We start from the raw sequence: 16,583 nt of genomic DNA, 5'->3' as shown, positions 1-16,583 counted from the left end.
AAAGCATAACGATCCGCCGCACGGAACGATGCACCGTGTCAGACCTGCCGAACCGCATGCCATAGCCAGGCCGATGCCGGATAGTCGATCGCCTCCCCCGCCACCTGCCGCGCCAGCGCCTCCCGCAACCAGGCCAGGATCGCGGGCCGTTCCGCCTCGGGCACCTGGCGCAGGCGGGTGGCGGCCGGTCCGATCCGCGTCAGGAACGCCATCGCGTCCTCGACCGGGTCAGGCCCTTCGCCCACGCGATAGGCGAAGTCGCATCGCCGTGCCTCGCCTCGCCATCCGGCCCGCGCGAGCAGATCCCGCACACGGTCCGGATCGGCAAAGGCGAATGGCCCCGGCGCGGTGGAGGCGGATGGCGGCGTATCGCCACCGCCCAGACGCGACCAGCCATTGGCCGCCATGTCCGCAAAACAACTGAACACCATCGCGCCGCCCGGCGCGGCGGCAGCGGCGAAGCGGGTGAAGGCCGCCACCGGATCGTCGAAGAACATCACCCCGTGGCGCGAGACGAACAGATCGACAGGGGCCTCCGCGCCCGCGATCGTCACCGCGTCGCCCTGCACGAAGCGGAACCGGCCATCCTCTCCAGCCCGCTCGCGTGCCACGGCCAGCAGGTCGATGGACAGGTCGACACCCACAATCTCCGCCTCCGGCCGCATCGCCGCCAGCGCGAGACCGGTCGATCCCGCACCGCAACCGATGTCGAATGCCTTGAAGGCGCGCCGGGGCGCGACATTTCCGATCAGCGCTTCGAGCTGCGCCGTCATCCCGCCAAAGGCGCGGTCCGTCTTGCGCCATTGCGCGGCCCAGACCTGCCCGACCCGGCCGATCCAGTCCTGCGCCACCCGGGTCCATGCCTCGCCCGTCTCCGCCGGGTTCGCCCGTTCCACCATGCTCGGCTCCCTGCCCTCAAGGAAAAGGGCCACCGGCATCGCCGATGGCCCCTGTTCCTATTCTCCGGCCGTCCGGCCGGTCACAGATCGTCCTCGGCATCCGGACCGGTCATCATCTCTTCGGCGACCTTTTCGGTCCGCTGGCGAATGGCACGCTCCAGACGGTCGGCCATGTCGGGATTGTCGCGCAGATAATTCTTGGCGTTCTCACGCCCCTGCCCGATGCGGACCGAGTCGTAGGAGAACCAGCTGCCCGACTTCTCGACCAGCCCGGCCTTGACGCCCAGGTCGAGAATCTCGCCGATCTTCGAAATGCCCTCGCCGTACATGATGTCGAATTCGACCTGCTTGAACGGCGGCGCGACCTTGTTCTTCACCACCTTCACACGGGTCGTGTTGCCGGTAATGTCCTCGCGGTCCTTGATCTGGCCGGTGCGACGGATGTCGAGACGGACCGACGCGTAGAATTTCAGCGCGTTGCCGCCCGTCGTCGTCTCCGGATTGCCGTACATCACGCCGATTTTCATGCGTAGCTGGTTGATGAAGATCACCATGCACCGCGAACGGCTGATGGAGCCGGTCAGCTTGCGCAGCGACTGCGACATCAGGCGGGCCTGCAGACCCACATGGCTGTCGCCCATCTCGCCCTCGATCTCGGCGCGCGGCACGAGCGCGGCGACCGAGTCGACCACCAGCACGTCGATCGCGTTCGAGCGGACCAGCGTGTCGGTGATTTCCAGCGCCTGCTCGCCCGTATCGGGCTGCGACACGATCAGTTCGTCGATATTGACGCCCAGCTTCTTGGCATAGACGGGGTCGAGCGCGTGCTCGGCGTCGACAAAGGCGGCGGTGCCCCCCATCTTCTGTGCCTCGGCGATGACGTGGAGCGCCAGCGTCGTCTTGCCGGATGATTCGGGGCCATAGACCTCGATCACGCGGCCGCGCGGCAAGCCGCCCACACCCAGTGCAATGTCGAGGCCGAGCGATCCGGTCGAGATCGCCTCGACCTGCATCGTCTCCTTCTGGCCCAGCTTCATCGCCGAGCCCTTGCCGAATGCGCGGTCGATCTGCGCGAGCGCGGCGTCGAGCGCCTTTTGCCGGTCTGCGTTTGCGGTTGCCATGCCTGTTTCGATCACTTTCAGATTGGCGGCCATCAGATGCTTCCCTCGCTAGACCAAGCGCGTGGTCCATTCAACGCATCCGCTATGTATGCGCTTTGTTCCATTGGAACAAGATGGGAACAAAGATCAGGTCAAAAAAGTCGCCAGCGTCCACCACCCCCGGGCCGCTGCGGTCCGGGCGGCCGCGTCGCGCGCGCCGGCGTCGCGGAACAGGGCAAAGCAGGTCGCCCCCGATCCCGACATGCGGGCCATCGTGACGCCTTGCGCCGCCGCCAGCATCGCCAGCACCGCATCGATCGCCGGAGCGAGCGCCCGCGCGGGCGGTTCCAGGTCGTTGCGCCCCGCCGCCGCGATCGCCATCACCGCTCCCTCGCCCAGCGGACCGCGATCCACGCCGTCCCAGCGCGCGAAGACCGCGGCGGTCGACACTCCGACGCCCGGATTGACCAGCAGCGCCGGAACATCGCCCAGCGGCGGCAGGGGACGCAGCGTGTCGCCCTTGCCCTGTCCCAGCGCCGTCCGCCCCAGCAGGCAGGCGGGCACATCCGCGCCCAGCCGCGCCGCCAGGGCGAAGAGATCCGGGTGGTCTTGCGCGATGCCGTGACGCCGCGCCAGCGCCCGCAGGGTCGCGGCCGCATCCGCCGAGCCGCCGCCAATGCCCGAAGCGACGGGCAGATGCTTGTCGAGCGTGATGGCATGGCCGCCGGTCACGCCGAACGTCTCGGCAAAGCCGCGCGCGGCGCGAATCACCAGATTGCCGTCCTCCGCCTCGCCCGCCAATGCCCCCGCAAAGGGCCCGGCCAGCGTCAGCGTCGTCGTCTCCGCCGGGGCCAGCGTGATCCGGTCGCCATCGCGGCAAAAGGCGAACAGCGTTTCCAACTCATGATAGCCGTCGGACCGGCGACGACGGACGTGAAGCGCCAGATTGACCTTGGCGGGCGCGGGCTCGACGATCGGGATCATGGGCGATGCCATGCGATCTCCTTGCCCCCTCGACAAGAGCGGACGCGCGCCAAGAGGAGATCGGCGACCATCGCGCGGGATCAGCGCCGAAGCTTGGGTTCGAGCGTCTCCAGCAGCTTGGGTTCGGCGGTCAGCGCCGCCGCGCGCCAGGCATAGCGTGCCTCATAATGCCGCCCGACCGCCCAATAGATATCGCCCAGATGATCGTTGATCTCGGCATTGGCGGGCTCCCCCTCCACCGCCTTTTCGATCAACGGCAGCGCGCGCCCGGTCTGCCCGGCCTTGAAATAGGCCCAGCCGAGCGAATCGGTGATCGAGGCATTGTCGGGCGCCAGACGGCTCGCGCGTTCGAGCAGGACGAGCGATGCGGCGACGTCCCTGCCCTGCTCGACCCGCGAATAGCCGAGATAATTGAGCGCCAGCGGTTCCTGGGGTGCGAGGTCCACCGCCTTTGCCAGCGCCGCATCGGCCTGGTCATGCTGCCCCGCCCCGTCCAGCGCGCTGCCATATTGCAGCCATGCCACCCAGGGCAGCGCGGGGGACGCCTCTGTCACGCGCCGATACCAGGGTACGGCCGCGGCCGGCTGCCCCGCGACCATCAACTGGTCGGCATAGACCTGCCAGTCGTCGATCGTCGCGCCCTTGGCCTCGGCCAGCCCGCGCGCCAGCATCAGCGCCTCGCCCTGCCGGTCGGCCGCGCCCAGCAGCCCGATCCGCACGATCGCCGCGCGGTGGGCGAAAGCCCCCTTGGGATCGACATCGTCCAGCGCCGCCAGCGCCGCTGTCCAGACCTCGTCACGCGACAGCGCCTCGGCCAGCAACAGGCGCGCCCGATCGTTAGACGGATCGGCGATCAGCGCGGTGCGGGCCAGCGCGATCACCAGCGGCCTTGGCCCTTCGGCACCGAGTTCGGCCCCGACCCGTACGAATAGCTGCGATACGCCAAAGCCGAGGCTGGGGGTGGCCGCCAGCGCCTTTTGATCGGCAAGAACCAGAGGATCGCTCAACAGGGGCTTCGCCGCCTGCATATCGCCCTGCCCGGCCATCAGCGCCACGGCGGCCATGCGCGTGTCGGGCCGCGCCTGCATCGCCTCCAGCAAGGCCCGCGCCCGCTGTCCGGTGATCTTGCGCGACGCCAGCGAGATGAGCAGCAGATTCTCCTCGGCCAGCCGCCGCGCCACCGGCTCCTTGCCCGCGCTTTCGATCGCGGACGCCACCGGCCGATGCCGGTCCCATGCGGCCCAGGCGCGCAAGCTCGGCGACAGGATACGCAGCGCGCCGCCGTCGATCCGGGTCAGCGCGGCATCATAGCCCGCCCGGTCACGCTTGCGCGCGGCCACCGCCAGATCGAGCAGCGCGACATCGATCGGCGCGACCTTTTCGGCCTCCATCACCCGCGCGGAGCGCAGTGCCAGCGCTTCGTCGCCCGCAATCATCGCCTCGCGATAGGCGCGGACCGCCACGGCCGGATCGTCGGGCCACTGCGCCAGCGCGATCGTGAAGTCACCCGCCGCCGCCTTGGCGCGCCCCTCGACCGAGGCGACCCGCCCGGCAAGATAGGCGGCCAGCGGTTCGCTCGCCGCCGCCGTCGCCGCGGCTGGGCAGGTCCAGCCAGCCCCGGCCAGGAACAGCGCCAGCGCCGCCGCACGAGTCACGCGATTACATATTGGGATAATTGGGTCCTCCGCCGCCTTCCGGCACGACCCAGTTGATGTTCTGGGTCGGATCCTTGATGTCGCACGTCTTGCAATGGACGCAATTCTGGGCGTTGATCACGAATTTGGGATCACCCTCCTCCACGCCGACCACTTCATAAACGCCCGCCGGGCAGTAGCGTTGCGCGGGCTCGTCGAACAGGGGCAGGTTGTGCGCGATCGGAACGCTGGCGTCCTTCAGCGTCAGATGGACCGGCTGATCCTCCTCGTGATTGGTGTTCGAAAGGAAGACCGAGGACAGACGATCGAAAGTCAGCACGCCGTCGGGCTTGGGATAATCGGGCTTCGTCACCTCGCCCTTGCGGCGCAGGCTGTCATGGTCTGGCTTGTGCTTCAGGGTGAAGGGCATCTTCAGCCCGAAATGCTCGGCCCACATGGTGACGCCAGCCAGACCCGAGCCCAGCGTATCGCCATATTTCTTGACCAGCGGCACCACGTTGCGGACGGTCGACAGTTCCTTGTAGAGCCAGGAGGCGCGGAAGGCCGCCGGATAATCGGTCAGTTCGTCGCCCTCGCGTCCCGCCTGTACGGCAGCGAACGCGGCCTCGGCCGCAAGCATCGCCGACTTCATCGCCCCATGCGTGCCCTTGATACGCGGCACGTTGAGGAAGCCTGCGGAACAGCCGACCAGCACGCCGCCCGGGAAGGTCAGCTTCGGGATTGCCTGCAGCCCGCCGTCACTGATCGCGCGCGCGCCATAGGACACGCGCTTGCCGCCCTTGAGCAGTTCGGCGATGACGGGATGCGTCTTCCACTTCTGCATCTCCTGGAAGGGGGAGAGATAGGGGTTGGTATAGTTCAGCCACGTCACGAAGCCGAGCGCGACCTGCCCGCCCGCCTGGTGATAGATGAAGCCGCCGCCATTGGCGTCTTTTCCCAGCGGCCAGCCCTGGGTGTGGATCACGCGGCCCGGCACATGCTTGGCGGGATCGATGTCCCACAATTCCTTGATGCCCAGGCCATAGACCTGGGGCTGGCTGTCCCGCGCCAGGTCGAACTGGCGGATGATCTCCTTGGACAGATGCCCGCGCACGCCCTCGGCAAAGAAGGTGTATTTGGCGTGGAGTTCGAGGCCCGGCTGGTAATCGGGCTTGTGCGTCCCGTCGCGCGCCACGCCCATGTCGCCGGTCGCGACGCCCTTCACCCGGCCATCCTCGTGGAACAGGATCTCGGCAGCGGCGAAACCGGGGAAGATCTCGACGCCCAGTTCCTCGGCCTTGCCCGCCAGCCAGCGGCACAGATTGCCCAGGCTCCCGGTATAGGTGCCCTTGTTGTGCATGAAGGACGGGGTCAGCGCGTGCGGCACGTTGTGATGCCTGGCCGCGCTCAGGATCCAGTGCAGGTTTTCGGTCACCGGCACTTCGGCCAGCGGACATCCATCCTCACGCCAGTCCGGCAGCAGCTCGTCGAGCGCGATCGGGTCGATCACCGCGCCCGACAGGATATGCGCGCCGACCTCCGATCCCTTTTCCAGGACACAGACCGACAATTCGCCGCCGACGTCCGCGGCCAGCTGCTTCAGGCGGATCGCCGCCGACAGGCCCGCTGGCCCGGCGCCGACGATCACCACGTCATAGGGCATTGATTCGCGTTCGCTCATGGCATCCTCGCTCATTGCCGCGTCGTTGCCCCAACGTCCCATGGGCTGGGCTCGTCCGGGCGCGGACCGGAAACATCTTGTCCGTACAGCCGATCCGACAGATTGACGCGCACGTCAACCTTGCAGCATGGATGGACGCCATATGGGGGCTCTTCCGACGTTCGATACCGCACAGGCGGCCAGCATCCTCGATTGGTGGCATGATGCCGGCGTGGACGTGCTGGTCGAGGATACGCCCCGCGACTGGATGGCCCCGCCGCCCGTGCCGGCACCGGTGTTCGCATCGTCCGCCCGCGCGCCCCTGCTCATCGAGGCCGCTCCCGCCATCCACGCCCCGGCGGTGCAGTTGCCCGACACGCTGGACGCGTTCCTGGACTGGCGACAGTCCGACGCCGCGCCGGAGGCGGCCTGGGACGGCATCTCGCTCACGGCCTCGGGGCCGGCGGACGCGACGCTCATGGTGATGGTCGATTGCCCCGATCGCGACGATGGCGAAGCCGGACACCTGCTGTCGGGCGTGCCGGGCCGATTGTTCGACCGGATGCTGGCCGCGATCGGCCAGTCCCGCGACACCGTCCACCTGGCGGCGGTCTGCGTCCGACGCCCGCTGGCGGGGCGCACGCCCGCCGGGCTGGAGACACGGCTGGCCGAAATCGCGCTCCATCATGTCGGGCTGATCCGCCCGCGCGGCCTGCTGCTGCTCGGCAATGCGGCGAGCCGTGCCCTGCTTGGGACCGAATTGACGAGCGCGCGCGGACTTTCACACGCTATTGACCATAAAAGCGGAAAAAGCAGGGCTGTCGCCAGCTTCCATCCGCGCTTTCTGATCGAAAAGCCGATGGCGAAGGCGGAAAGCTGGAAGGATTTGCAGATGCTGATGGGGGACTTTCAGGGATGAGCTGGGGGCAAGCCGTTGCGCGGACGCTGACCGTCGCCGCCATGCTGGCCGCAGGAACCGGCACCGCGCTGGCCGCCCCGCCATCGCCCACCTCGACGGACGCCCGCCCCGCCCTGTCGCCCAAGGCCGCGCCCAGCATCCCCGCCTTGCTCGATGCCGATCAGAAGGCGGGCTATACCCGCATCTTCGCCGCCATTCGCGACGGCCGCTGGACCGACGCGCAATTGCAGCTCGACTCGCTCAAGCCCGGCCCGCTGCACGCCATTGCGCGCGCCGAACTCTACACCGCCAAGGGCTCGCCCAAGGTCGACGTCGATCGGCTGGTCGCGCTTCTCAACGAGGCGCCGGAACTGCCGCAGGCCGAGCAGCTCGCCCGCATGGCCCGGTCGCGCGGGGCCAGGGAATTGCCGCCGCTGCCCCAGGCGCAGACCCTGATCTGGCAGGACGGCGCGCCCCGCCGCATCCGCGCCAAGAGCGTCCGGAGCGACCAGATCGCCGCCGATCTCGCGGTGCGGATGCAGCCCTTCATCAAGGCCGATGACGGTCCCTCCGCCCAGGCGCTGCTCGACCAGACCCAGGGCCTGTCGTCCGAAGCGCTGACCGAATGGCAGCAACGCGTCGCCTGGATCTATTTCCTCAGCGGCGACGATGCCAGCGCCCGTGCGATGGCGGCCAAGGCGGCGGACGGCTATGGCGAATGGGCGGTGCAAGGCCGCTGGACGGTCGCGCTGGCCGCATGGCGGCAGAATGACTGCCAGGCGGCGGGCACCGCGTTCGAGGGCACTGCCGCCCGCGCGACCGATGTCGATCTGCGCGCCGCCGCGCTCTACTGGGCCGCGCGCGCCGACATGATGTGCGGCCGTCCCGACCGGGTCGAGGGGCGCCTGCGCTCCGCCTCGCAATTCCGTGAAAGCTTTTACGGCCAGCTCGCGCGCCAGGCGCTGGGCATGCAGGGCCCGCGCGAACCACGCGGGCAGCTTGTCGCCACCGACTGGGCCGCGCTGGATCGGCGTCCCAATATCCTGGTCGCCGCCGCGCTGTCCGAGATCGGCGAGACCGACCTGGCCGATGCGGTGATCCGCCAGCAGGCGCGGATCGGCCAGCCCAGCGAGTTTCGCAGCCTGGTGCGCCTGGCCGAGTCGCTCGACCTGCCCGCCACCACCGTCTGGCTGGCACATAACTGCCCGGCGGGCGTGACCGCGACGGCCGAGGCGCGCTATCCGACCCCCAGTTGGACCCCGGACAGCGGCTGGCGCGTCGAAAAAGCGCTGGTCTATGCGCATACGCTTCAGGAAAGCGGCTTTCGGAACAAGGTGGTCAGCCCGGCGGGCGCCTATGGCCTGATGCAGATCATGCCCGCCGCCGCGACCGATTTCGCGCGCGAACGCGGCGTGTCGATCGACCGCAGCGCGCTGACCAAGCCATCGACCAACATGGATATCGGCCAGCGCCATCTGGAGCGGCTGCGCGACATGACCGGGATCACCGGCGGCCTGCTGCCCAAGGTGATTGCCGCCTATAATGCCGGCCCCAAACCGGTCGGCGAGTGGAACAGCCTGGTCCGCGACGGCGGCGACCCGCTGCTCTATATCGAGAGCATTCCCTATTGGGAGACGCGCGGCTACGTCACCATGGTCCTGCGCAACTATTGGATGTATGAAAGCCAGACCGGCAAGGCCAAGTCGCCCAGCCGCGCGGCGCTGGCGCAGGGCATGTGGCCGCGCTTTCCGGGGCTGCCCGGCGCGACGGCGATCCGCCTGAAGCGCAACGACACCGCGCAGGCGAGCGTGCCGCCGCGGACCACCATCGCCCTCAACGCACCGATCAATCCGCAATCCAGGACGACATTGGCCCAGGCGGACTGAGCGGCTGGACGCACGCTTCCGACGCTGGCTTTTCGCCGGGGTGTCATGACGGGTCATAGGCTAACGCGCGTTTCGGAGTTTTCGCTGGCGCGCGGATCGAACAGACCTTGGAGCGCCATTCCCCGCGCCTTACCCGCATCGACCTGGGCTTCCCGGCCCGGTTACGAGCACGCCTTTCCTTCGCACCATCGCACGGAGCCCGCATGGCCATCGACACCAGCCGCCCCTTCCTCCCGGTCCGCATCGCCGTCCTGACGGTTTCGGACACGCGTTCGCTGGCGGAGGACAGGTCGGGCGACACGCTGGTCGCGCTGCTGACCGAGGCGGGTCATGAACTGGCCGACCGCGCCATCCTGCGCGACGATGCCGATCACATCGTCGCGCAACTGCACCGCTGGATCGACGATCGTGAAGTCGACTGTATCCTGATCACCGGCGGCACCGGCGTGACCGGCCGCGACGTGACCCCGGAAGCGGTGGAACGGGTCGCGACCAAGATGATCCCCGGCTTTGGCGAATTGTTCCGCTGGCTCAGCTTCCAGACCATCGGCACCTCGACCATTCAGTCGCGGGCATGTGCCTGTGTCGCGCGCGGCACCTATATCTTCGCGCTGCCGGGGTCGACGGGCGCGGTGAAGGACGGCTGGAGCGGCATCCTGCGCGACCAGTTGGACAATCGCCACCGCCCCTGCAACTTCGTCGAGTTGATGCCGCGCCTGTTGGAACGCTGACCCGGCTCAATCGGGCTGCATGACCGCCAGCTCATGCCCGTCCACATCGCGGAAATGAAAACGGCGGCCCCCGGGAAAGGCGAAGATCGGAACACTGATGGTCCCACCCGCCTTCTCGACGGAGGCCAGCGCCACCGCCAGATCCTCGACGCGGATCACCGGCAGCGGCGCCTTGACCCGGTCGGGTGACGCATCCAGCCCGACATCGGTGTCCCCACTCATCGTCGCGGCATAATCCGGTCCGAAATCGGTGAAGCTCCAGCCAAAAGCCTCGGCATAGAAACGCCTGGCCGCGCTCCGGTCGCCGACAGGGAGTTCGAGATATTCCAGACGCGCCATCACCCATTCCGTCGTTCTTGCTATGTTCCAGAAATAGCCCTAATTTCACCCCATGGGCAAGCGGCCATCCTCCAGACCCCCGGGCCGGGGCGCGACCGTCAATGCGGCGAGCACACGCTTTGCCCTGCCCGATAGGCTCCCCGATGGCGACTGGCGCGACATGCAGGCGCAGATCGACGGGCCGCCGCCCCCGCTGCGAACGACGGTCACGCTGGAACGCGCCCGCACGATCATCAGCCGCAACCCATCGCCCGACATCCCCTTCGACCGCTCGATCAACCCCTATCGCGGCTGCGAGCATGGCTGCATCTATTGTTTCGCGCGGCCGAGCCATGCCTTTCACGACCTGTCGCCCGGGCTTGATTTCGAGAGCCGCCTGTTCGCCAAGCCCGATGCCGCCGGGCTGCTGCGCGCCGAGCTGGGCAGGCCGGGCTATCGGGTCGCGCCGATGGCGCTCGGCACCAACACCGATCCCTATCAGCCGATCGAGGGCGACTGGCGGATCACCCGGCAGCTATTGGAGGTGCTGGCCGAGACCAGCCATCCGCTCGCCATCACCACCAAGTCCGACCGCGTCGTGCGGGATATCGACATTCTGGCGCCGATGGCGGCCAGGAATCTGGCCACGGTCTGTATCTCGATCACCTCGCTGGACGCCAAGGTCGCCCGGACGCTGGAGCCCCGTGCCCCTACGCCCGAACGTCGTCTGGCGGCGGTGAGCGCGCTCGCGACGGCGGGGATTCCCACCTATGTCTCGATCGCCCCGGTCATTCCGGCGATCACCGATCATGAAATGGAGCATCTGATCGCCCGCGCGGCCCAGGCGGGGGCGCGTCATGCCTTCTTCATCCCCGTCCGCCTGCCGCACGAGGTCGCGCCGCTGTTTCGCGCCTGGCTGGAAACCCATTATCCCGACCGCGCGGGCAAGGTGATGGCGATCATCCGGTCGCTGCGCGGCGGGCGCGACAATGACCCGGATTTCTTCACCCGGATGCGCGGGCAAGGCCCCTGGGCGGAGTTGCTGCGGCTGCGCTTTCACCGCGCCTGCCGCCTGCATGGGCTCAATCGCGATCGCCCGGCTCTCGACACAAACCTCTTCCGTCCGCCCCGCGGCCCGCAGGGCGAGTTGTTCTGAGCATTCCACCCATCGCGCGGCCAAGGGGGCGTCGACCGGAGTTCATCGCCGGTCGACGCCCCCTGCGATCAGGCAACCGCGCGCGATTCTACCAGTTCACGCCCGCGCGCGCATAGAGGTAGCGGCCGTTGAAGCCGAAGGGCGAGAAATAGGGGAAGCCCAGCACGCCGGTCGAGTTGTTCGCGCTCGCCGTCGCGCGCGGATAGACATCGAACAGGTTGCTCACGCCCAGCCCGATCTGCGCGCCCTTGGACGCGGTGTAGCGCAGTTCCAGATCGGTGATCGCCCGGTTGCCGGTCAGCACATCGGCGCGCGCCACCGTCCCCGGTTGGTTCACATTGCCATAATAGGTCACCCGCGCCAGCGCACCCAGCCGGTCGAGCGACCAATCGATCGTCCCCGTCACCTTCTCGCCCGGCGTTCCCTGCTCCAGCGTCAGGATACGGTTGCGCGCGAACAGGGTCGGCGCGGGGTTGAGCGTTGCGGTCGAGGTGGGCACCCGCGTCACGGCGATCGTGTTGACATTGCCCGCCAGCGTGAAATCGAACGTTCCCGCCCGCTCGGTACGGGCGCGGTAATGCGCGACCGCGTCGATGCCCTTGGCGGTGCTGGCCAAGCCATTGATGAAGAAGCGCGCCGCCGAAACACCATAGGGCGCGAGCAGCGCGGTGACCTGCGGGTTGTTCGCCGCCTGGATGTTCTCCGACAGGCCGATCTGGTCCCGGATATGGATGCGATAGGCATCGACTGTCAGATCGAAGCCGCCGACGCGGATCACCGTGCCCACCGACAGGTTGGTCGACTTTTCGGGACGCAGCGCCAGACCGCCCAGCGCCACGCCGACGGGATCGGTCGACGGGAAGGTGCCCGTCTGGACCGGAATACCGTTGGTCACGACCGATGCCGTCTGGGTGAAATATTGCTGCTGCAGCGACGGCGCGCGGAAGCCGGTGGACGCCGTGCCGCGCAACGCGAACCAGTCGGTCACGTCATAGCGCGCCGATACCTTGCCGGTCGCGGTCGTGCCGAAGTCGGAATAATCCTCGCCCCGCCCGGCGAGCCCCAGGAGCAGCTTGTCAGTCACCTGCGCCTCGACATCCAGATAGATGCTGCCGCTCCGCCGCCCCCGCTTGATCGCATTTTCCGGGCGGAAGCCGCCAAAGCCCTGCGCCCCGCGCGAAGCCCCCGGCACCCCGCCATTCGCCGGGACGCCATAGGACGCCAGTTCGCCCGCCACGATCTTGTACCCCTCGCGCCGTCCCTCGATGCCGAAAGCGACGTTGAGCGACTGGAACACATCGAACTTGCGCGTGACGTCCAGCCCCGCGACATATTGGTCATAGGCCACCTGGCCATCGTAGAAATTCTTGGGCGTCGCCGCGCCATAGGCATAGTTGGCCGAGTTCAGCGTCCGGAAATCGACCGTGTTGCGACCATAGCTCAGCGACAGGTCGACATTATAGCCGCCGAAATCGCCGCGCAGCCCGACTGCCGAGTTGATATCCTTGGTCTTGGTGTTGATGATCGGCAGGAAGCCGTCGGGATAGCCCGCCGTCACCGTCAGCGCGTTGGCATTGCGCGGGAAGGCGGCACCGCGCGTATCGCGATCCTGATAGCCGCCAAAGGCGTAGAGGCTGAGATTGTCGGTCAGCGAGGTGCCCGCGTTGACGAAGCCGGTGAACTGCTCGACCTCGGGATCGCCATAGCGTGCGGTAACGCGGTTGGGCGTCACGCGGCGATCGATATCGGCGCGATTGGTCGGCTGGCGCTTGGTATATTCGCCCGACAGGGTGATGAAGCCGTCGTGGCCAAAGCCGATGCCCTGCCAGAGCGAGGCGGTGACCACCGGCTCCCCGCGCACGGTGCGGTGGTTGTTCGCCGTATCGACCTGCGTATCATAAAAGCCATAGGTGACGGAGGCGCCGCCCCCCGACCTCGCCTCACGCAGGCGAAGATTCACCACGCCCGCGATCGCGTCCGAGCCATATTGCGCCGAGGCGCCGTCGCGCAGCACCTCGATCCGGTCGAGTGCGACCGTCGGCACGGTGTTCAGATCGACCGCCGCCGAACCGCGCCCGACGGTGCCGTTGGTGTTGAGGTTGGCGGACGTGTGCCCGCGAATGCCGTTGATAAGGACCAGCGTCTGGTCGGGGGACAGGCCGCGCAGCGTCGCCGGACGGATCGCATCGGTGGCGTCATTGGCGGAAGGGCGCGGGAAATCGATCGACGGCGCGACGGTCGCCAGTGCCGCGGCGAGTTCGGTCGTGCCCTGACGTTGCAGGCTGGCGCCGCTCAGCACATCGACCGGCGACACGCTGTCGAGCCGCGTCCGCCCCTCGGCGCGCGTGCCCGTGACGATGATGTCGTTGCCGTCCGCGCCGCCATCCTTGCCAGTCGTCGCCGCCCCCGAGGCGGACCGGTGCGATGGCTCCCCGGCGTCGCGCGCCACGGTCTGCGCGGCGACGTCATTGGCGACGAGCGCCAGCACCGACGCCCCGATAAGGGTGATGATTCGGCCCTGTGTCATTCCCTGAATCCCTTGTTCTGGTTCTGGCCCGCACTCGACGGTGACGGGATTTTCATCCTAGCGTCCGACCACCCCAGGATTGGCCAAAGAATTTCTATCGGGCGGATGGGATATGGATTCTCCTTACGCGTGAGGGGTATTGGCCTCCCCCCGCACTGCGATGCCGCCCCTCCACAAGCGCGCCATGAGGCGGTATCCGGGCGGCATGAACTATGCGTTGCCCTTCCTTGCCCTGCTGATCGCGGCCGCGCCCGCGCAGCAGAATGTGCCCCGTCCCGGCTATGTCCGGGTTCAGCTCAACACCTCCGAAGGTCCGATCGTCGTCGCGCTCGACACGCGCCATGCGCCCGCCACGTCGAAGAACTTCCTGGCCTATGTCGACGACGGGCGGTTCGACGGTACGGTCTTCTACCGCACGGCGCGGGACAAGCGCGATCCAAAGCTGGGCTTCGTGCAGGGCGGCATCCGCACCGATGCGCGGCGCATCCTGCCCCCCTTCCCGCTCGAGACGACGGCGAAGACCGGGATCAGGCATCTGGACGGCACCATCTCGATGGCGCGGGGGCAATCCCCCGATTCGGCGGGCGGGAATTTCTTCATCACGGTCGGTCCGACGCCGGGGATGGACGCGCGCCCCGGTTATCAGGGCTATGCGGCCTTTGGCCATGTCGTGGCGGGCATGGACACGGTGAAGAAGATCCTCGCCAAGCCCTCCGGCGGCGGACAGGATGCGATGAAGGGACAGATGATTCTCCACCCTGTCCGCATCATGACCGCCAAACGGCTCGACGGCACGCCCCGGCCCACCGGCCAGCCCAAGATGTGGCTGTACAATTTCGGGGGATAGCCCCCACCCCGAGCCAGCCGCCCGCCCTTCAGCCTGGGCGACGGGCGGAGCGGGGCGGCGACCAACGGAAAAAGGGCGGCGACACCGTCTGGTGCCACCGCCCTTTCCTGTCGAACCGCAAAGGGTTCGCCGCGCCGATTACTCGGCGGCAGCGGTGCCCTTGGCGGGACGCGTGTCGCGACGCTCGGCAATACGGGCCGACTTGCCGGTGCGGCCACGCAGATAATAGAGCTTCGCACGACGCACCGCGCCCTTGCGAACGACATCGATCGAGTCGACGTTGGGCGAGTAAAGCGGGAAGACGCGCTCCACACCCTCACCGAAGGAGATCTTGCGGACGGTGAACGACGAGCCCATGCCCTTGTTCGAGCGGGCGATGCAGACGCCCTCATAGAACTGGACGCGAGTGCGCTCGCCTTCGACGACCTTCACACCGACCTTCAGCGTATCGCCGGGGCGGAATTCGGGAATCTTCTTCGTCTCGTTGAACTTGGCGATCTGTTCAGCTTCGATCTGCTGGATCACGTTCATGATGCATTCCTCAATCGTCGCCGCGCGCCAGAGGGCGACCGACCCGAACGCCCTCATGACGTTCCCAAAGGTCCGGCCGCCTTGACCGTGTATCCTCGCAAGCCATGGCATGGCGCCATTTCGCGATTTTCGCATGATCCCCCGATCGCAGCACTTCAGGGATCGTGCGCCCTTCCCACTCGGCGGGACGGGTATATTGCGGATATTCGAGAAGGCCGCTTTCGAAGCTTTCCTCGACTCCACTGGAAGCCGCGCCCATTACGCCGGGAAGCAGACGAACGCAAGCGTCGAGCAGGACCAGCGCCCCCATCTCGCCGCCCGACAGGATATAGTCGCCGATCGACACCTGTTCGATGCCGCGCGCCTCGAACAACCGCTCGTCAAAACCCTCGAACCGGCCGCACAGCACCGTGACGCCCGGCCCCGCCGCCAGTTCGCGCACGCGCGGCTGGGTCAGGGGAGACCCGCGCGGCGTCATCGCCAGCACCGGGCGATCGTCCGCCACCGAATCCACCGCCGCCGCCAGCACATCGGCGCGCAGCACCATGCCCGCGCCGCCGCCCGCCGGCGTATCGTCGACCGAGCGATGCCTGTCGGTGGCGAAATCCCGGATCTGCACCGTCTCCAGCGCCCAGCGCTCCTCGCGCATCGCCCGCCCCGCCAGCGAATGACCCAGCGGCCCGGGGAACATCTCCGGGTAAAGCGTCAATATCGTCGCACGGAAGGTCACAGCGTCCAGTTCTCGATGGCAAGGCCGGGAATATCGGCGAAGTCGGCTTCGTTATGGGTGATCACGCAGCTACCCAGGCTAAGCGCATGGGCGGCCAGCAACCGGTCGAACCGTCCCCTGCGGAACGGCAGCCTTGCATAGCAGCGTGCCGCCGCTTCATCGAACGGCAGGACGGGCATCTGCGTCGCCAGTTGTTCCAGTTGCTGCTCCAGCGGTGGCTTGCCGTGTCGAACGCCCAAGGCCAGTTCGGCAAAGACAATGCTGGACAACCCGATCTCACCAACCGGCGTGGCTGATACACGCTCCAACAAAGTCGGATATTCCCCCGCGAACAGGAAGATGCAGCAATTGGTGTCGATCAAATAGCGCACCGGCTTAGGCATCCTTGTCGTTCAGCAAATGCCAGGGGCGCTCGGGATCGTCGAATTCGCGCTCATCTCGGTCGATAGGCTTCAACCACGGCATCGAACCCGCAATGCCGGTCAGGTCGATCGTCTTGCGCGGCGCGGGAACGGGTTCGAAGATATAGCGCCCCTGCTCCTCGCGCAGCGTCATCTCGGTGCCCTCCGTCAGCCCGAGCGCGGCGGGAAGACGCAGCGCCAGCGAATTGCCCGACCGGAACACTTTCGCCCGATAATCCCTACCCATAACGCCTCCGTATATACGCGATGTATATACACAC

General features: G+C 67.5%; 15 protein-coding genes and 1 pseudogene. 5 read left to right on the top strand and 11 right to left on the bottom strand.

What is annotated here, in order from left to right; translation table 11 throughout:
• Window positions 1–38: 38 nt before the first annotated feature.
• From RN629_RS08925 to RN629_RS08905, 5 genes are all read right to left on the bottom strand, one after another.
• Entirely contained in the window at window positions 39–899 is an 861-nt protein-coding gene (locus RN629_RS08925) for a class I SAM-dependent methyltransferase (RefSeq protein WP_407034904.1), read from the bottom strand.
• Between the two features lie 80 nt (window positions 900–979).
• Entirely contained in the window at window positions 980–2,053 is a 1,074-nt protein-coding gene (gene recA / locus RN629_RS08920) for a recombinase RecA (protein WP_407034903.1), read from the bottom strand.
• A 93-nt stretch (window positions 2,054–2,146) separates the two neighbouring features.
• Window positions 2,147–2,995 carry a 4-(cytidine 5'-diphospho)-2-C-methyl-D-erythritol kinase gene (locus RN629_RS08915; protein ID WP_407034902.1) on the bottom strand — a complete coding sequence of 283 codons (849 nt, stop codon included), beginning with the start codon at window positions 2,993–2,995 and terminating at the stop codon, window positions 2,147–2,149.
• A 68-nt stretch (window positions 2,996–3,063) separates the two neighbouring features.
• Window positions 3,064–4,638: a tetratricopeptide repeat protein gene (locus tag RN629_RS08910; protein ID WP_407034901.1), complete on the bottom strand. Its 1,575-nt coding sequence runs from the start codon at window positions 4,636–4,638 to the stop codon at window positions 3,064–3,066.
• 4 nt (window positions 4,639–4,642) lie between these two features.
• The gene (locus tag RN629_RS08905; protein ID WP_407034937.1) at window positions 4,643–6,298 is read right to left on the bottom strand and encodes an electron transfer flavoprotein-ubiquinone oxidoreductase; all 1,656 of its coding nucleotides are present in this window, start codon (window positions 6,296–6,298) and stop codon (window positions 4,643–4,645) included.
• 142 nt (window positions 6,299–6,440) lie between these two features.
• Here RN629_RS08905 and RN629_RS08900 point away from each other — a divergent pair, with 142 nt between their 5' ends.
• The 3 genes from RN629_RS08900 (at window position 6,441) to moaB (ending at window position 9,792) form a co-directional block, all read left to right on the top strand.
• Window positions 6,441–7,196 carry a uracil-DNA glycosylase family protein gene (locus RN629_RS08900; RefSeq protein ID WP_407034900.1) on the top strand — a complete coding sequence of 252 codons (756 nt, stop codon included), beginning with the start codon at window positions 6,441–6,443 and terminating at the stop codon, window positions 7,194–7,196.
• Window positions 7,193–9,061, top strand: a complete 1,869-nt coding sequence (locus RN629_RS08895; protein WP_407034899.1) for a lytic transglycosylase domain-containing protein — start codon at window positions 7,193–7,195, stop codon at window positions 9,059–9,061. The genes RN629_RS08900 and RN629_RS08895 overlap by 4 nt, the downstream gene beginning before the upstream one ends.
• A 203-nt stretch (window positions 9,062–9,264) precedes the next feature.
• Window positions 9,265–9,792: a molybdenum cofactor biosynthesis protein B gene (gene moaB, locus RN629_RS08890; protein WP_407034898.1), complete on the top strand. Its 528-nt coding sequence runs from the start codon at window positions 9,265–9,267 to the stop codon at window positions 9,790–9,792.
• 6 nt (window positions 9,793–9,798) lie between these two features.
• Here moaB and RN629_RS08885 read toward each other — a convergent pair whose 3' ends face one another.
• Complete coding sequence (locus tag RN629_RS08885; RefSeq protein ID WP_407034897.1) at window positions 9,799–10,131, bottom strand: VOC family protein; 333 nt, start codon at window positions 10,129–10,131, stop codon at window positions 9,799–9,801.
• Window positions 10,132–10,183: 52 nt separating this feature from the next.
• Here RN629_RS08885 and RN629_RS08880 point away from each other — a divergent pair, with 52 nt between their 5' ends.
• Window positions 10,184–11,266, top strand: a complete 1,083-nt coding sequence (locus RN629_RS08880; protein ID WP_407034896.1) for a PA0069 family radical SAM protein — start codon at window positions 10,184–10,186, stop codon at window positions 11,264–11,266.
• Between the two features lie 88 nt (window positions 11,267–11,354).
• Here RN629_RS08880 and RN629_RS08875 read toward each other — a convergent pair whose 3' ends face one another.
• The gene (locus RN629_RS08875) at window positions 11,355–13,793 is read right to left on the bottom strand and encodes a TonB-dependent receptor plug domain-containing protein (protein ID WP_407034895.1); all 2,439 of its coding nucleotides are present in this window, start codon (window positions 13,791–13,793) and stop codon (window positions 11,355–11,357) included.
• Window positions 13,794–13,977: 184 nt separating this feature from the next.
• Here RN629_RS08875 and RN629_RS08870 point away from each other — a divergent pair, with 184 nt between their 5' ends.
• Window positions 13,978–14,640, top strand: coding sequence for a peptidylprolyl isomerase (locus RN629_RS08870; protein WP_407034894.1), 663 nt, complete (start codon window positions 13,978–13,980; stop codon window positions 14,638–14,640).
• Between the two features lie 138 nt (window positions 14,641–14,778).
• On the opposite strand, the gene rplS is transcribed toward RN629_RS08870, so the two are convergent.
• The 4 genes and pseudogenes from rplS to RN629_RS08850 form a co-directional block, all read right to left on the bottom strand.
• Window positions 14,779–15,171, bottom strand: a complete 393-nt coding sequence (gene rplS, locus RN629_RS08865) for a 50S ribosomal protein L19 (RefSeq protein WP_175310865.1) — start codon at window positions 15,169–15,171, stop codon at window positions 14,779–14,781.
• Window positions 15,168–15,901: pseudogene (trmD, locus tag RN629_RS08860) on the bottom strand (tRNA (guanosine(37)-N1)-methyltransferase TrmD). Before trmD ends, rplS begins: the two are co-directional and overlap by 4 nt.
• A complete protein-coding gene (locus RN629_RS08855; RefSeq protein WP_407034893.1) occupies window positions 15,898–16,272 on the bottom strand; it encodes a type II toxin-antitoxin system VapC family toxin in 375 nt (124 codons plus the stop codon). The pseudogene trmD and the gene RN629_RS08855 overlap by 4 nt, the downstream one beginning before the upstream one ends.
• Before the next feature lie 4 nt (window positions 16,273–16,276).
• Entirely contained in the window at window positions 16,277–16,549 is a 273-nt protein-coding gene (locus RN629_RS08850; protein WP_407034892.1) for an AbrB/MazE/SpoVT family DNA-binding domain-containing protein, read from the bottom strand.
• Window positions 16,550–16,583 lie beyond the last annotated feature (34 nt).

It is taken from the genome of Facivitalis istanbulensis (genome assembly GCF_040560405.1).
Taxonomy (GTDB): domain Bacteria; phylum Pseudomonadota; class Alphaproteobacteria; order Sphingomonadales; family Sphingomonadaceae; genus Sphingomonas; species Sphingomonas istanbulensis.
This window is presented reverse-complemented; position numbering and strand designations above follow the sequence as displayed.

Coding starts and splice junctions, on each gene's coding strand:
- RN629_RS08880 (WP_407034896.1), top strand. CDS start 10,184: ATGGGCAAGCGGCCATCCTCCAGACCCCCGGGCCGGGGCGCGACCGTC.
- RN629_RS08895 (WP_407034899.1), top strand. CDS start 7,193: ATGAGCTGGGGGCAAGCCGTTGCGCGGACGCTGACCGTCGCCGCCATG.
- RN629_RS08905 (WP_407034937.1), bottom strand. CDS start 6,298: ATGAGCGAACGCGAATCAATGCCCTATGACGTGGTGATCGTCGGCGCC.
- moaB (WP_407034898.1), top strand. CDS start 9,265: ATGGCCATCGACACCAGCCGCCCCTTCCTCCCGGTCCGCATCGCCGTC.
- recA (WP_407034903.1), bottom strand. CDS start 2,053: ATGGCCGCCAATCTGAAAGTGATCGAAACAGGCATGGCAACCGCAAAC.
- RN629_RS08875 (WP_407034895.1), bottom strand. CDS start 13,793: ATGACACAGGGCCGAATCATCACCCTTATCGGGGCGTCGGTGCTGGCG.
- RN629_RS08900 (WP_407034900.1), top strand. CDS start 6,441: ATGGGGGCTCTTCCGACGTTCGATACCGCACAGGCGGCCAGCATCCTC.
- RN629_RS08870 (WP_407034894.1), top strand. CDS start 13,978: ATGAGGCGGTATCCGGGCGGCATGAACTATGCGTTGCCCTTCCTTGCC.
- RN629_RS08915 (WP_407034902.1), bottom strand. CDS start 2,995: ATGGCATCGCCCATGATCCCGATCGTCGAGCCCGCGCCCGCCAAGGTC.
- RN629_RS08925 (WP_407034904.1), bottom strand. CDS start 899: ATGGTGGAACGGGCGAACCCGGCGGAGACGGGCGAGGCATGGACCCGG.
- rplS (WP_175310865.1), bottom strand. CDS start 15,171: ATGAACGTGATCCAGCAGATCGAAGCTGAACAGATCGCCAAGTTCAAC.
- RN629_RS08850 (WP_407034892.1), bottom strand. CDS start 16,549: ATGGGTAGGGATTATCGGGCGAAAGTGTTCCGGTCGGGCAATTCGCTG.
- RN629_RS08885 (WP_407034897.1), bottom strand. CDS start 10,131: ATGGCGCGTCTGGAATATCTCGAACTCCCTGTCGGCGACCGGAGCGCG.